The organism is Paenibacillus sinopodophylli (assembly GCF_005930355.1).
Lineage (GTDB): Bacteria > Bacillota > Bacilli > Paenibacillales > Paenibacillaceae > Pristimantibacillus > Pristimantibacillus sinopodophylli.
On record NZ_VDBO01000001.1, the window covers coordinates 378149 to 392482 of the forward strand.

12 protein-coding genes are annotated in these 14334 nt (G+C 45.3%); 7 read left to right on the top strand and 5 right to left on the bottom strand.

The genetic code is table 11. The annotated features are described in order from the left end of the window. Nucleotides 1–76: 76 nt before the first annotated feature. The 4 genes from FGT79_RS01480 (at nucleotide 77) to gyrA (ending at nucleotide 8018) form a co-directional block, all read left to right on the top strand. Nucleotides 77–2194: a methyl-accepting chemotaxis protein gene (locus tag FGT79_RS01480; protein WP_138751017.1), complete on the top strand. Its 2118-nt coding sequence runs from the start codon at nucleotides 77–79 to the stop codon at nucleotides 2192–2194. Nucleotides 2195–2299: 105 nt separating this feature from the next. Beyond that, the gene (locus FGT79_RS01485) at nucleotides 2300–2575 is read left to right on the top strand and encodes a YqkE family protein (protein WP_138751018.1); all 276 of its coding nucleotides are present in this window, start codon (nucleotides 2300–2302) and stop codon (nucleotides 2573–2575) included. Nucleotides 2576–3572: 997 nt separating this feature from the next. Further along, nucleotides 3573–5543 carry a DNA topoisomerase IV subunit B gene (parE, locus tag FGT79_RS01495; RefSeq protein WP_138751020.1) on the top strand — a complete coding sequence of 657 codons (1971 nt, stop codon included), beginning with the start codon at nucleotides 3573–3575 and terminating at the stop codon, nucleotides 5541–5543. Nucleotides 5544–5555: 12 nt separating this feature from the next. Beyond that, nucleotides 5556–8018, top strand: coding sequence for a DNA gyrase subunit A (gene gyrA, locus FGT79_RS01500; RefSeq protein ID WP_138751021.1), 2463 nt, complete (start codon nucleotides 5556–5558; stop codon nucleotides 8016–8018). Here gyrA and FGT79_RS30900 read toward each other — a convergent pair. Then, the gene (locus FGT79_RS30900; protein ID WP_171056038.1) at nucleotides 7999–8166 is read right to left on the bottom strand and encodes a hypothetical protein; all 168 of its coding nucleotides are present in this window, start codon (nucleotides 8164–8166) and stop codon (nucleotides 7999–8001) included. The genes gyrA and FGT79_RS30900 overlap by 20 nt on opposite strands. A 205-nt stretch (nucleotides 8167–8371) precedes the next feature. Between FGT79_RS30900 and FGT79_RS01505 the strand changes: the two genes are divergently transcribed. Further along, nucleotides 8372–8776: a MarR family winged helix-turn-helix transcriptional regulator gene (locus tag FGT79_RS01505; RefSeq protein WP_138751022.1), complete on the top strand. Its 405-nt coding sequence runs from the start codon at nucleotides 8372–8374 to the stop codon at nucleotides 8774–8776. Between the two features lie 22 nt (nucleotides 8777–8798). On the opposite strand, the gene FGT79_RS01510 is transcribed toward FGT79_RS01505, so the two are convergent. Genes FGT79_RS01510 through FGT79_RS01520 form a run of 3 tightly spaced genes read right to left on the bottom strand, consistent with a single transcriptional unit; the run spans nucleotide 8799 to nucleotide 11670 of the window. After that, a complete protein-coding gene (locus FGT79_RS01510; RefSeq protein WP_246096088.1) occupies nucleotides 8799–10073 on the bottom strand; it encodes a CapA family protein in 1275 nt (424 codons plus the stop codon). A gap of 17 nt (nucleotides 10074–10090) precedes the next feature. Beyond that, on the bottom strand, nucleotides 10091–10804 hold the full coding sequence (locus tag FGT79_RS01515; RefSeq protein WP_138751023.1) for an RluA family pseudouridine synthase: 714 nt from the start codon (nucleotides 10802–10804) through the stop codon (nucleotides 10091–10093). Beyond that, nucleotides 10804–11670: a class I SAM-dependent methyltransferase gene (locus FGT79_RS01520; RefSeq protein WP_138751024.1), complete on the bottom strand. Its 867-nt coding sequence runs from the start codon at nucleotides 11668–11670 to the stop codon at nucleotides 10804–10806. Before FGT79_RS01520 ends, FGT79_RS01515 begins: the two co-directional genes overlap by 1 nt. A gap of 149 nt (nucleotides 11671–11819) precedes the next feature. Between FGT79_RS01520 and FGT79_RS01525 the strand changes: the two genes are divergently transcribed. Next, nucleotides 11820–12005: a hypothetical protein gene (locus FGT79_RS01525; protein WP_138751025.1), complete on the top strand. Its 186-nt coding sequence runs from the start codon at nucleotides 11820–11822 to the stop codon at nucleotides 12003–12005. 220 nt (nucleotides 12006–12225) lie between these two features. On the opposite strand, the gene FGT79_RS01530 is transcribed toward FGT79_RS01525, so the two are convergent. After that, nucleotides 12226–12996 (bottom strand): hypothetical protein, encoded by a 771-nt coding sequence (locus FGT79_RS01530; protein WP_138751026.1) that lies wholly within the window; start codon nucleotides 12994–12996, stop codon nucleotides 12226–12228. Nucleotides 12997–13177: 181 nt separating this feature from the next. Between FGT79_RS01530 and FGT79_RS01535 the strand changes: the two genes are divergently transcribed. Further along, complete coding sequence (locus tag FGT79_RS01535; RefSeq protein ID WP_138751027.1) at nucleotides 13178–14302, top strand: sugar ABC transporter substrate-binding protein; 1125 nt, start codon at nucleotides 13178–13180, stop codon at nucleotides 14300–14302. Nucleotides 14303–14334 lie beyond the last annotated feature (32 nt).

Here is a 14334-nt window from a genome sequence, read left to right on the forward strand (position 1 = left end):
ACATAGGCATAAACATAAAGCTGTGACTTACCGATAAAGGTTATAGATTAGAGAAAATACATAAGGTGGGGTTTCTATGCTTCATGCAATGTTGCGTCCGTTTGCTGCAATTATGTCAAGACTTCGTTACGGTCAAAAATTTATATTTGTAAGTGTGTTGATGATCATTCCGATTGTGCTGCTGCTCAGCATATGGTTGTCAGACCAACAGCGGGATCTGACATTCATTAAGAATGAACAGGCAGGTGCTTCTCAGATTAAAGAGGTATTACCGTTCATGCTGCTTGTTCAGCAGCACCGGGGATTGGCGAACGGCTTCTTGAACGGGAATATACAGTCTCAGAGTGATCTGAATAAGAATGAGCAGGAAATAAGTGATAGGATCGTTGGAATGGAGAGCTTGCTTGAGGTCAACCAATTTCCAGAGTCTTCACGGAAGTGGGATGAGGTGCAATCCGAATGGAACCGCCTCTCGAAGGCGTTTGGTCAATTGAAGCCTAGTGAGAGTTTTGAGGCGCACTCCGCATTAATTGATCAGATCAAATCGTTAATGATAAGCTATTCCGACGAATCAGGCCTTTCTCTGGATACGGCTATGGATTCCTTTTATTTAATGACCGTGCTTGTACAGCAACTCCCGGTACTCATCGAGAACACGGCGGTCATTCGCGGACAAGGCAATGGTGTGCTTGCGTCTAAGACGCTTTCAGAAGAAACCAAAATAAAGCTGTTGGTGGAAATGTCAAAAATGGATTCTGCCTTTCATGGTTTGAATAAATCATTAGGCGCTGTAGCTAATTGGTCTAGTAAGACGAATACTGATTTAGTGCAGCGCGGTGAACAATCTATTGAAGCGACCGATCTTTTTCGAGCCCTTGTTGCATCTGAAATACTGAACGCGCCTATATTGAAAGCGAAGAGTGAAGATTTTTTTGCTGAAGGTACGAAAACCATTTCTGTACTGAATGAGCTATTTTCAAGTGCCAGCGCCGAATTAGATGTTGTTCTTGAGAGCAGAAGCGGCAAAATGATCAGCACCCGTAATGGCCTTCTAACGGTTACGATCTTTTCCTTGCTGCTTGCTGCCATGTTCTATGCGGGCTTCTACCGCAACGTGATGCAGGCGGTTAGTGCCCTGAAAATACGAGTGGAGGAAATGGCTAAAGGCGATTTGTCACGAGAACTTCAATTGCATACGCGTGATGAGCTTCAGCAGGTTGGGCTAGCATTTAATGACATGCTGCGTGCCCTAAATGTACTTCTGCGGCGGAATCAAGCGGTTTCGGAGAAAGCAGCCGCTTCATCCGTACAATTGAAAGATATTTCTTATGAATCAACATCTGCGATGAAGCTTGTTGCTGATGCCATACAGAGCGTTTCTAGCGGAACGGAGCTGCAAAGCATGTCAACAAGCGAAACGGCAACGGCTATGCACGAAATGGCAGTTGGCATAACCCGAATTGCAGAGGCTGCTTCTGAGGCTGCAGAAGCGACAGTTAATGCTGCCGGACATGTTAGACTAGGCGATGAGCAGTTGGAAGAGACGGCAAGACAGATGAATAGCATTAAGGGCTCACAGGTGGAATCTGCAAAGGTGGTGGCCAAGCTGGACGCGCAATCCGTCCAGATTGAACAAATTGTCACCGTTATTATGGGTATTGCCAAGCAAACGAAAATGCTGGCGTTGAACGCTAATATTGAGGCGGCAAGGGCGGGGGAGCACGGGCGGGGCTTCAGCATAGTTGCATTGGAGGTTGGCAAGCTGGCTGAACAATCGGCTCTATCTGCGGAATCAATAACAGAGCTGCTATCGGATGTCCGCGCGAATGTAGATGAGACTGTTATTGCCATGGACGAGATGCGCAAGGAGACGGATTCGGGCCTTCAAGCAATCGGTCAGACGCAAGCTACGATAAGCAGCATTCTGTCGAATATCCAGATGGTGAGTGAACAAGTTCAGGAAGTATCGGCAGCCTCTGAGCAGATTTCTGCAGGGATGGAGGAAGTTACAGCGTCTATCGGAGAGGTAGCGACTGTTTCGCGTAAAACTTCAACGGAAGCAGAAACAATGGCTGCAGCTACGGAGCAGCAGCTTGCTTCGATGGAGGAGATACAAGCCTCTGCTGAAATGCTTAGGAGGATATCAAAAGAACTGCAGGATGACTTGAATCAATTCGTGCTTGCAAGTGAATGAGAAGCGGGCTATTATAATTAACAATCATTTGAATAGCGCTTATGGCTGTTATAGCCATATAAGAATGAAATTTGCGCTGATCGATTAAAGGCAGGTGTTGCTCTAATGGGCAAGAAACAGAAGAAAGTGGCTTCACAGTCGCCTAAACAGGCTGCTAAAGTGGAGACAGAAGGTGGATTAACTTTAAAAGATTTGTTGAGCAGCGATGTGCTTAGTAAGCTGAAGCTGCAAGCCGATGAGATGAAGCAAGCGGATGCTGCCAAGAAGGAAGCGATTCGCTTGCAGGCGGAAGAAAAGAAAAAAGCCGAGCAGAAACGTCTTGAGAATGACTTTTCTTACTTGCTTGAGAACAGTGATCCGAGCTGGTCGAAGCATAAATAACCAAGCAAAAACGCCTGTGGCATCCTTTAGACGCCGAAGGAGCTTTGACGGTGAAATATAAGTCCTTTATAAGCTAACAAACTTATAAATTCTTATATTTCAAGGTGAAACGGCTGTTTCCGTCCTTTTGGAGGCGCAGCGCGTTTCATTCCGAGAAATATAGAAAAAGGATAGCGTAATGATATACTTTCCTATATTTTGCAGAAAGCACCTTAGGGTGCTTTTTTATTGTCATGGTGCAGCAGCAGAAAGTGAATGGGTACTCCATTTCATGCTGTGTTAATCAACAGATTAACCTAGATCTCAGCTGCAGTAGCTAATGTGGTAATGACGCTATTTTTTCTGTTTGCTTTCAAATTCAAGACATGGCTTGCCGGATGAGCGAAATACGACCATACTGGGTAATTGATTGGTTTTAAAGCCGAAAGCCTTGCAGCCTTTGGAAGCAGCGGGTTCCCAAGTAATAAAAAAATATTTGCATTTCATGCAGTCTATTCGTTCATTATTGTTCATGAATTAACCTCTATGCCTATGATGGGTATTTCAATAACAAGAGTAACCCATAATACGAGCGATGACCAGCATTGTCAAATATCTGTTCTTGATTAGTGGAAGTTTCGTTCCGAAATAGCAATAAGGTTTAGGAACGAAACATTAGGCTGATTCTTTTAGAAACATATAGGACGTTTCCTATCGAAGCATTCTCTTTTATTTTATTTTTTGAAACCAATACATAAATCTCATTAATCTGCAAAACATGCTAACATCATCAATATTAATTATTATCGAATTCAAAGCTCTGAGAATCTTGCTGTGGAACATATAAAGAAATTGTGTTATCGTTCAAGCGAATGATCCTGCTAAAAAGAAGCGTGAGAGAAAATGCTGCTTACAGCGCATATTGTGTTATCCTTAATAGATGTCTTTACGAAACAGGACCAATTGAATTAAAATAGCTTGAAGATACGGAAACGTGATTACAGATTGGGGGACGCTCATGTCAGAGCAAACAGATCTCTTTGCAAATACAGCGGCCGCAGACCGGAATTATGAGGCCGATGATATACAGGTGCTTGAAGGGTTGACGGCTGTAAGAAAAAGACCAGGCATGTACATAGGCAGCACTAGCAGCTCGGGGCTGCATCATCTTGTTTGGGAAATTGTTGATAATGCAGTGGATGAGCATTTGGCCAAGTTTTGTTCAGCCATTGAAGTAACTTTGCATAAGAACGGCGCTGTAACCGTCCATGATAACGGACGCGGCATTCCAACGGGGATGCACAAGACAGGGATACCGACACCACAGGTCGTATTTACGATTCTGCACGCTGGCGGGAAATTCGGCGGCGGCGGATACAAGAAATCAGGCGGCTTGCATGGCGTAGGCGCCTCGGTAACGAATGCGTTGTCTGAATGGCTGGAGGTCGATATTTTCCGTGATGGGAAAATTCATCGCCAGCGCTTCGAATATTGGGTGGATGACACTGGCCGAGAGCATGTAGGCGAGCCCGTTCGCGGATTAGAAATTGTAGGCACGACGAATCGGACAGGTACGAAGGTTACTTTCAAGCCGGACGGACGCGTGTTTCAGAATGGCACGACGCTTAGCTATGACACGTTGTCGGAGCGTCTACAAGAGATAGCCTTCCTAAACTCGGGCCTGAAGGTATCCATAAAGGATGATCGCAGCGGCAAGCAGGATGTGTTCCATTATGAGGGCGGTGCACGGCAATTCGTACAATTTCTTAATGAAGAGAAGACCGTATTGCACGAAGTAATCCACTTTACAGGCGAACGAGACGAAATTGAGGTCGAGGTTGCGCTTCAGTATAATGACGGTTACACCGAAACGATTGCGTCATTCGTAAATTCTATTCCTACACGCGGCGGCGGAACGCATGAAACCGGATTTAAAACGGCATACACCCGTGTTATGAATGATTATGCGCGCAAAGCGGCTATGCTCAAGGATAAAGACAAAAACCTTGAAGGCAATGACCTTCGCGAGGGCATGATGGTTGTTATCAATATTAAGATGTCTGAGGTTGAGTTCGTCGGTCAGACGAAGGATCAGCTAGGCAGCTCGTCTGCCCGCAGTGCGGTCGATGCGATTGTTTCTGAGAAAATGCAGGTGTTTCTGGAAGAGAATCCACAAATTGCGCAGATGCTTCTCAAAAAATCACTGCAAGCCTCGAAAGCACGTGAGGCTGCACGCAAGGCACGTGAGGAAATTCGCAGCGGCAAGAAACGCAGTGAGAGCTCGAATCTGAATGGCAAGCTTACGCCAGCCCAGTCCAAGGATTACACACGTACGGAGCTGTTCATTGTGGAGGGCGATTCTGCAGGAGGTTCGGCTAAGCAAGGACGGGACTCCAAGTATCAAGCCCTCTTGCCGCTGAAGGGAAAGCCGATGAACCCGGAGAAAGCGAAGCTTATTGACATACTGAAGAACGACGAGTATAAAGCGATTATTTCTGCAATTGGGGCAGGCGTAGGCTCAGAGTTTGTTGCAGAAGAATGCAACTACAACAAGATTATTATCATGACGGATGCTGATACGGATGGTGCGCATATCCAAGTGCTGCTCCTCACCTTCTTCTATCGCTACATGAAGCCGTTAATCGATTTGGGACGCGTATATATTGCGCAGCCGCCCCTATATAAAATTACGCGCAAATCAGGGAAGCTCGAAACGATCCGTTATGCTTGGACGGATGAGCAGCTTCAGAACTATTTGAAGGAATACGGCAAAAACTATGAGCTTCAACGCTATAAAGGTCTCGGAGAGATGAACCCCGATCAACTGTGGGAAACGACGATGGACCCAGAGAAGCGGACGCTCTTGAAAGTACAGATCGAAGATGCGGCAAAAGCTGAACGCAGAGTTTCTACGTTAATGGGTGATAAGGTTGACCCTCGCAAACGGTGGATTGTTGAGAATGTCGACTTTATGGAATATGAGGAATAGGGGGATAACTGCATGAGTATGCTGGAGCAATTTTTACCGGCGTTTTTGGAAGAGGTAGTGGGAGACCGCTTCGGACGCTATTCAAAGTACATTATACAGGATCGCGCCATTCCTGATGTCCGCGACGGACTTAAACCAGTGCAGCGGCGAATTCTATACGCTATGTACGATTCGGGCAACACACCGGACAAGCAATATCGCAAATCTGCCAAAACCGTCGGCGATGTGATGGGTAACTATCATCCACATGGCGATTCGTCGATTTATGAGGGTATGGTGAGAATGGCACAGCCATGGAAAATGGGACATCCGCTCGTAGACGGGCATGGTAACTGGGGCTCACAGGATGATGATCCTGCAGCAGCCATGCGTTACACTGAGGCGCGCTTATCCGCGATTGCAATGGAGCTTCTTCGCGATATAGAGAAAAGAACGGTCCAATTCAAAGATAATTTCGATAATACAACGAAGGAGCCGGTTGTGCTGCCATCGCGGTATCCCAATTTGCTCGTAAACGGGACCAGCGGCATCTCTGCCGGCTTTGCCACGGAAATCCCGCCTCATAATCTACGTGAGGTTATCGACGCTTGTATCGCGCTTATGGACAGCCCAGAGCTGCAGCTTGAAGAGCTGATGAAGTTTGTGAAAGGTCCGGATTTCCCAACCGGGGGCATTATCATGGGTGAAGAGGGCATTCGCGACGCATATGCAACGGGCAAGGGACGTATATATATTCGTGCGAAGACAGCCATTGAAGATATGCGCGGCGGCAAGCAGCAGCTTGTTATTACTGAAATTCCCTATCAGGTCGTCAAATCGCGGCTTGTGACAGCGATGGAAAATATCCGTTTGGAGAAAAAAGTCGAAGGTATTGCCGAGGTTCGGGATGAGAGTGGTCGGAACGGACTGCGTATTGTCATCGAGTTTAAAAAGGATGCTGACGCACAAGGGATATTGGCCTATTTATTCAAAAAAACCGATCTCCAGGTTGCCTATAGCTTCAACATGGTAGCTATCGTCAACAAGACACCTATGCAGCTGGGACTTAAACAGATTCTGTCGGCCTATATTGCTCATCAGAAGGAAGTTGTGACATTCCGGACGAAGTACGATTTGGAGAAAGCAGAAGATCGCGCGCATGTCGTGGAAGGTCTTGTTAAAGCGCTTAATATACTGGATGAGGTTATCGCAGCAATCAAGGCTTCGAAAAACCGCAGCGATGCGCAAGATAATCTGATTGCCAAGTTCGGCTTCACCGCTCGGCAAGCTGACGCGATTCTTACTTTGCAGCTGTATCGTCTGACGAATCTCGAGATTAATACGCTGGAGAAAGAGTTAAAGGAAGCGATGAAGAAGATCGCTTATTTGAAATCGATTCTTGCAAGCGAGAAGAAGCTGATCGGCGTCATTAAGGACGAATTGCTAGAAATCCAAACGAAGTACGGTATAGATCGTCGTTCAGATCTTCGCGGTGAGATTGAAGAACTCAAAGTCAATCTGGAAGTATTGGTTACGCCTGAGGATGTTCTGGTTACGCTGAGCCAAGAAGGTTATGTGAAACGGACGAGCATGCTCTCATTCACGCGATCTGGCGGCGAGCTGCAAAGCGGCGGCGTGAAGGATGGCGATATGATAAGGGAGAGGCTCGCAGTCAATACGATTGACAATTTGCTGCTGTTTACCCGCAAGGGTCAATATTATTTACTGCCTGTCCACCAGATTCCAGAATTCAAATGGAAAGAGACCGGAACTGCAATCGTGAACGTTGTCCCTATTCCTAAGGATGATGCAATCGTGAGTGTTATTCCGATTAAAGATATATTGGCATCAACTGCCTCACTCGTATTCGTCACTAAGAAAGGTCAAGTCAAGCGTACGGAATTAAAAGAGTATGCGACGACTAGATCAACTGCTGTAGCTGCATGCAAAGTGTCTGAAGGCGATGAAATCATTCGCGTTGTTCTGAGCGACAGCTCGAAGCAAATTTTGCTCGTTACCAAACAAGGGATGAGCATCCGATTTGCTGAGTCCGAGGTTAATGCGATGGGCAGAGTAGCAACAGGCGTTAGAGGTATTCAGTTGAAAGACGGCGATGAGCTTGTTGCTGCTGAATGGGTGGCTGAGGATGAAGGTGAACTACTCGTTATTACAGATATCGGATACGCCAAGCGGTCGCTGCTCCTTGATTACCCGATTCAGGGCAGAGGTGGCAAAGGCGTTCAAACCTTTGAATTCAAAGAAGGCAAGCGGGTTCGGCCGAATGGCTCCGTACTTGTAGCAGCATACTATTGCAAGTCAGAGAAGGAAATCATAGCGATTACTTCTACGGGCGCTAAGCTGCTGGCAAGCTCTGAGAAAGCACCGATTGAAGAGCGTAAAGCGATTGGCAAGCTGTTGTTTCCATTAGAGAAGACGGATATCATCACAAATACGCTTGCACGCTCTATTCAGGATGTTAATCAAAAGGTCGATTAGGCGGATCAAACCGTTCGATGACTTCTAATATGGCTTCAAGCATGACCCACAATGGTACCAGCTCATCCGGGCGGTCCAGCCATTGTGGGTCTTTTATGATGCCGTAATTTTTAATTTTTTGAATGATGACTGCTTTTCTATCTTCCACTGGTAGCACGCTCCTTGCTTTCCAAACATAAATAGACATAGCGCTGGGCCTTTGCCACATTGTATGTCTAAAGCTGTCATAATGTTCGGTAATATATCGATTAATAGCGCAAATTATTAATTGGGTTAATCTTTTATTCGACATGAAAGACTGTTATAATTAATTACAAATAGATGGAAATGGACAGAGGAGCTGGTGTGAGGATATGGTGTCTGTGGAATTTACTCGATTATGGACGAAGCTATCACGGGATTGGAAAACAAACTTGGAGCAGTCGCTTGCACCGCTTACAGAAGGTCAGCTTAACGTTTTGGAGCTTCTTCTTGAGCATCAGCCGATGAAGCCTTCTGACTTGCTGAAATACCTAGCGACGACGCCTGCGGCGATTACAACGCTTCTCGATCGAATGGAGCGGAATGAGTTGATTGAACGCACGCGTGATGATAATGACAGGAGAATTGTCTGGGTGAATGTATCGGAGAAAGGGAAGTCTGAGGCAGATCGCGGTACAACGATTCGGACCGAATTAATCGAGCAATCGTTGGACCGGATTTCCTCACATAATCAGCAGCTATTGGTTTACTTACTAGGCAAGGTTGCCAATTTGTAATGCCCTAGCGCGTTGCTGCATTTTATTTCATTGAATCAAGCCGATTGCGCAGCATCAAGATATTTTTTTGAAGTACCTCGTAGTCGGCTTCTGTCAGCAAAGGGTCATTTGCAGCAGCGATTGTTTCCTCAACCGGCAGCACGCGGTAGCGGTAAGATTGATCAGGCTTATAACGGTGAACCCATGTTGGGATCGATTCAACATCGATGATATCAACCGATCCGTCTGTCATATTCTTGCGAATGTTAACTTTGAATATAACCCCGTAATCCTTCGAATCTCCACGTTGGTTAGATATGAAATTCCCCATAGAATAAATAATAAGTCCTTTTTTGGCATGGCCATTCTCATCAGTCGTTTCTATAACCTCATAAGGCTGTATGACATGTGGATGCGAACCTGCGATGATGTCTGCACCGGCAGCAACTAAGCTGCGGGCAAGCCGCTTCTGCTCATCATTTGGAGTGATTTGATATTCTGTTCCGAAATGAAGGGACACGGTAATGAAATCTGCGCCGGCTTCGCGCAGACGATGCATATCTGCCTTTATTTTCTCCTCGTCAATAAGGGATACAAGGTAGGGTTTACCTTCGGGTATCTTAATCCCGTTCGTACCATAGGTGTAAGCTAGCAAACCCATAACTATGCCATTTTTCTCTGTTAGAAGGAGATTGTCTGCTTCGTCTTGAGAGGCAGCGGTTCCTGTTGAGGGCAAACCAACTGTTTTAAGGCTATCAAGCGTACGAAGAATGCCAACTTCTCCTTGATCCAAAGAATGATTGTTGGCATTCGTGATCAAGTTAAAGCCAGCGGCTTTGAGCGCCTCGCCTAGCTCCTCAGGAGCGTTGAACAGCGGGTATCCCGAATAACCTAAGTCCGCACCAGCCATTGGGGTTTCGAGATTGGCTATGACGAAGTCCCCTTGCGCTAAAATCGGCTTCACATGAGCAAAAAACGGATTAAAGTCAAAACGTTTTGTTTTTTTGTCATAGGCACCTGGCAACTGTGGTTTATGCATCATCACGTCGCCAACGGCCATCCACACTGCATCTGCGTAAACAGGCTCAGGTTCTTCCGTCGGTGGTAAAGCTGTAGGCTCTGGTGTTGCCGTTGGTGTTGCCTGCACCTGTTCCTTAGGCGGGAGAGGAGAAGTAGCAGCAGTCCCGGCAGGGATCTGTTCAGCCGGTAGTGCCCCTGAGTCGTTCAGGTCGGGCATGAAAAAGATGATCAGCAAGCCTATTATACTCAATAAGAGCAATGTGACTTGAAATTTACGGTGCCGATTACGGCGCATCATATGTTCGTCCTTCCTTGTTACGCTTGACTAAGCATAATGGAGGCAGCTTCCAGCTGATCAGTCGTCCACCATGTCCATACATCAGATCCGCTCGGCAATGCTCGAAAACTCATCCATTCCTTCGATACGGGATGAGGGGCTGAAACGGAGGTTGACCACAATGCGATTTCGTTTATGCCCGCGTTCGGTTTTCCACCATATTTCAGATCACCAACAAGCGGGCAGCCAATGTGTGCAAGCTGGGCACGAATTTGATGGGGTCTTCCCGTATGCAATTTCACAGAGATTAGCGAGAATCGCCCTGAAACGGCTGCTACCTCATAATCGAGTATCGCTTCTTTTGCTTCATTAGTCGCTTTATTGAACACCGTTACCTGATTCTGTTTATTGTCCTTGCGGATGTAATGAGTTAACCGCGCTTGAGGTTTGTTGGGTGTACCTTGAACAACACAGACATAGGTCTTTCCAAATTGACGGCTGCGAACCGATTCTGATAATCTGGAGGCTGCTTTCGAGGTTTTGGCAAAAATCATAACTCCGCCGACCATTCGGTCAAGTCTGTGAACAAGGCCGAGAAAGACATTTCCCGGCTTGTTGTATCGTTCTTTCAAATCTTGCTTCAGCAGCGTAAGCATATCAGCATCGCCTGTGTCATCTTCTTGGGAGAGTATGCCAGGAGGCTTAATAACCACTAGTATTTGATTATCCTCGAATAAAATAGGAATCGACATTACTTTGACTCCCAACGTCCTAAGATGCCGCAAGGCAGGTTCAGTCCGGATTTCGTAATCGGCAATCCGATTTCACCACAATTAATGTCCCCACCGTACTTGGCATTCATCGTCATATGCAGCAGGTTATGCAATACAGACGGAGATAAACCTGTTGTATAGGAATTTATGAGTAGAAACAACGGATTGTCGGATAGAATAGAAGTACAAGACTGCAAAAACGGGAATAGATTTTCTTCGAGCTTCCACGTTTCACCATTCGGCCCACGTCCATAGGAAGGCGGATCCATAATAATGGCATCATACTGCTTGCCGCGACGCTGCTCGCGTTGTACGAACTTGAATACGTCATCTGTAATATAGCGAATAGGTGCGGATTCAAGGCCCGATAGCTGAGCATTGTCCTTAGCCCATTGTACCATGCCTTTGGCTGCATCTACGTGGCAAACCTCAGCTCCAGCAGCCGCAGCGGCAACGGTTGCACCGCCAGAATAGGCGAATAAATTCAACACGCGGATAGGTCTGCCAGCGTTCCGGATTTTGTCCATCATCCAGCTCCAGTTAACCGCTTGCTCTGGGAATAAGCCTGTATGCTTGAAATTCGTAGGCTTAATGTGAAAGTTGAGCTCTCCGTAGGAAATCGTCCAACGCTCAGGAAGCGACTCATTCATAGACCATTGACCGCCGCCTGAATTACTGCGATGGTAATGCCCGTCTGCTTTCTTCCACAAACCTGTCTCATTCGTGATTGGCCATATAATTTGTGGATCTGGACGGCGCAGCGTATAATTGCCCCAACGCTCCAGCTTATCTCCGTCTCCTGTATCTATGACCTCATAATCGACCCATTTATCTGATATGTACATGTTATTTTTAACCCTTCCTTGACTTTGTTTTTGTAATATAATAAATGTCATCGATAATTATATCGAAGCTGACACGATGAAGCAATGAATCGGAAGCAATTGCAGGCTGGAATTTATTCGAAATGTTATAAAAAAGGAGAAATTTCGTGATGATGAGCTTTGAGTGTGAGTGCGGAAACAAAACGTCGATGTTTGCAACTGGCGACCGTGATGAACAGGGAAGGGAATTTATTGAAATTGAAGATGATGAACGGTTAACCTTCACGATTGGTGACAAAAGCATATTATTTCGTTGCTCGTTTTGCGGGTATACGTACCGTTTGGAGCAAATTTAAGCGATGAAGTGAGAACAAGAATGAGGGTATAAAATCGGAAGCGTCTTCAACGATCGCATTCAATTATTCGCCATCTAATGTTTTTTTCTTCCAATGACGATATGAAACAGACTGCCGCCAAAACCTTGTGGGGTTAAGGCAGCAGTCTGTTTTGTCTTCTGAATATCAATAAACGTGATGCACAAGAGCTACAGATTAAAGCATTTATTTATGTTGGTTATCACTCACGTTTTTCCTTTTGAATCTTGGCGGGATTGTTGATTTTGTATGGAATCGGATGTTTCGACAGTTTTTTAGCGACTATTTTACCTTCAAAATGAACAATATCTCCAATTTCGAGCTCAAATTTCTTTAATGTTGCACTATGGCTCGACCAAGCATCTTCGACTGCAAGTGCCGGCTCTTCAATAGAAACGGCTTCATAAATGATGACCTCATCTTCTGTATCTGAGAAGTTGTTTGGTACAGTGGTGAAAGCTTTTACTGTAGCTGTCATTTTCACTTTTTCTTCCGGTAACTGCAGCTTAGGCGTCTTTTCCTTTTTCGTTTTTTCTTTAGCAGTTGGTTTTGGTTTGGGCTCCTCTTGAACAGTTGGTTCTAAAGTCGCAGTTGATGCTTCTAATGCAGGTTCAGCTTCATCCAATGAGTTAGTTGCTTCTTCAACTAACTCGGTGGATGTCGTTTCTGAGATCACAGCTTCTTCAGCAGCGATCGTGCTCTTCATTCCATAATTGGCTGCTTGCATCTCTTTGAGATAAGAGGGATGGATACAGTGCATTTGATCATTCTCGAATGCAATGACGGCAGTCAGCTTATCTACGAATCCAATAATGTTGCAGGCTAGCTGATTACCGTAACCTTTATAATAGAAAATTTTTGTTTTGGCAGCTTTTTCAGACAATAAGCCCCATTCCTTGCATTTTTCTATTTGTTCCGCATCGTTTTCGAATAAAGTGTACGTCTGAGGTTCAATAATAAAGCTATGGTTCATTGATTCTCCGCCCTTCCGTTTGTTCATTTTTATTTTATCATTTTTTGAAGAAGAAAGCGGCTATCTTTCAATGAAAAGCATATTGCATAGTATTTGTATAAAAGCTATTGACGCTAGTTCCAATATCCTATAGGATTACTTTTATTAAAAGATAAATTATTATTTGGGGAGAGAAGTCAGAATGATTAAGAAAAAGGTTCGTGGAGTGTTCGGCTTGGTAATTGCAATTGCGATTGTAGCATCAGGCTGTGGACAAGCAAAAAACGAGAATTCGAGTGGTGAAGCAGCGGGCGAAGGAACGAAAACGATTGAAAATCTTCCAGCAGCAATCGCTGCCAAGGATGAAATTAAATTGATGGTAATCCGTAAAATCGGCGGAGATGATCATACTGCACAATTCTTGGCTGGAGCAAAGCAAGAAGGAGAAGCATTAGGCTTTAAAGTTGATACGTTCTCAGCGAACGGCGATACAGCTAAATTCCATGATGCAATCGCGCAAGCAACAGATGGCGGATACGACGGCGTTATTATCTCGCATGGTGATGATGAAGCGACAGTTGCAGACGTTCAGAAGCTGAAAGATAAAGGCATTCCTGTTGTAGCTTTCGACTCCGTGAACGAGTTGACTGCGATTGAGGGTGTTACACTAACTTCTCAAGATGATGAAGCACTTGCTAAATACTCGCTTGATCAGCTTGTGAAAGAGCAAGGCGAAGAAGCAAAAATCGTTTATCTATGGGTTGATGGTTTCCCTCCAATGGTTCGCCGCAACAAAATCTATCAAGATACCCTTACACAATATCCAAATATCAAAGAAGTTGAGCGTTTTGGTGTAGCGAACAACAACACTTCCGTTGAAACGCAAAACGCGGTTGCTGCAATGTTGACTAAGCACCCGAAGGGTGAGATTGATGCAATCTTTGCAACATGGGATGCATTTGCTAGCGGTGCTGCAAGAGCAATTATTGAAGCAGGCCGTACCGAGATCAAAATTTATGGTATCGATCTATCCAATGCCGACTTGCAAATTATGCAAGAAGAGAACAGCCCTTGGGTTGCAACAGCTGCTGTTGATCCAAAAATGATCGGTGCAGTAAACGTAAGATTGCTTGCCAAAAAAATTGCTGGTGAAGAGACACCTTCGACTTACAATTTGGAAGCAGCGCTTATCGATCAAGAAGGACTTAAAAAATCAAGTGAGCCAGTAAACATGGTGAACTTGGCAGATATTCTTCCAGGCTGGGGCACGACAGATGCATTCGAAGAGGACTGGATGAAATCTTTGAAAGCCGCAAACAGCAAATAAACAAAAATTAATGTTATAATAGCAATAAACGC

Excerpts from the sequence above, each read along its gene's own strand:
- FGT79_RS01480 (WP_138751017.1), top strand. The coding sequence starts at position 77 with ATGCTTCATGCAATGTTGCGTCCGTTTGCTGCAATTATGTCAAGACTT.
- FGT79_RS01485 (WP_138751018.1), top strand. The coding sequence starts at position 2,300 with ATGGGCAAGAAACAGAAGAAAGTGGCTTCACAGTCGCCTAAACAGGCT.
- parE (WP_138751020.1), top strand. The coding sequence starts at position 3,573 with ATGTCAGAGCAAACAGATCTCTTTGCAAATACAGCGGCCGCAGACCGG.
- gyrA (WP_138751021.1), top strand. The coding sequence starts at position 5,556 with ATGAGTATGCTGGAGCAATTTTTACCGGCGTTTTTGGAAGAGGTAGTG.
- FGT79_RS01505 (WP_138751022.1), top strand. The coding sequence starts at position 8,372 with ATGGTGTCTGTGGAATTTACTCGATTATGGACGAAGCTATCACGGGAT.
- FGT79_RS01510 (WP_246096088.1), bottom strand. The coding sequence starts at position 10,073 with ATGATGCGCCGTAATCGGCACCGTAAATTTCAAGTCACATTGCTCTTA.
- FGT79_RS01515 (WP_138751023.1), bottom strand. The coding sequence starts at position 10,804 with ATGTCGATTCCTATTTTATTCGAGGATAATCAAATACTAGTGGTTATT.
- FGT79_RS01520 (WP_138751024.1), bottom strand. The coding sequence starts at position 11,670 with ATGTACATATCAGATAAATGGGTCGATTATGAGGTCATAGATACAGGA.
- FGT79_RS01525 (WP_138751025.1), top strand. The coding sequence starts at position 11,820 with ATGATGAGCTTTGAGTGTGAGTGCGGAAACAAAACGTCGATGTTTGCA.
- FGT79_RS01530 (WP_138751026.1), bottom strand. The coding sequence starts at position 12,996 with ATGAACCATAGCTTTATTATTGAACCTCAGACGTACACTTTATTCGAA.
- FGT79_RS01535 (WP_138751027.1), top strand. The coding sequence starts at position 13,178 with ATGATTAAGAAAAAGGTTCGTGGAGTGTTCGGCTTGGTAATTGCAATT.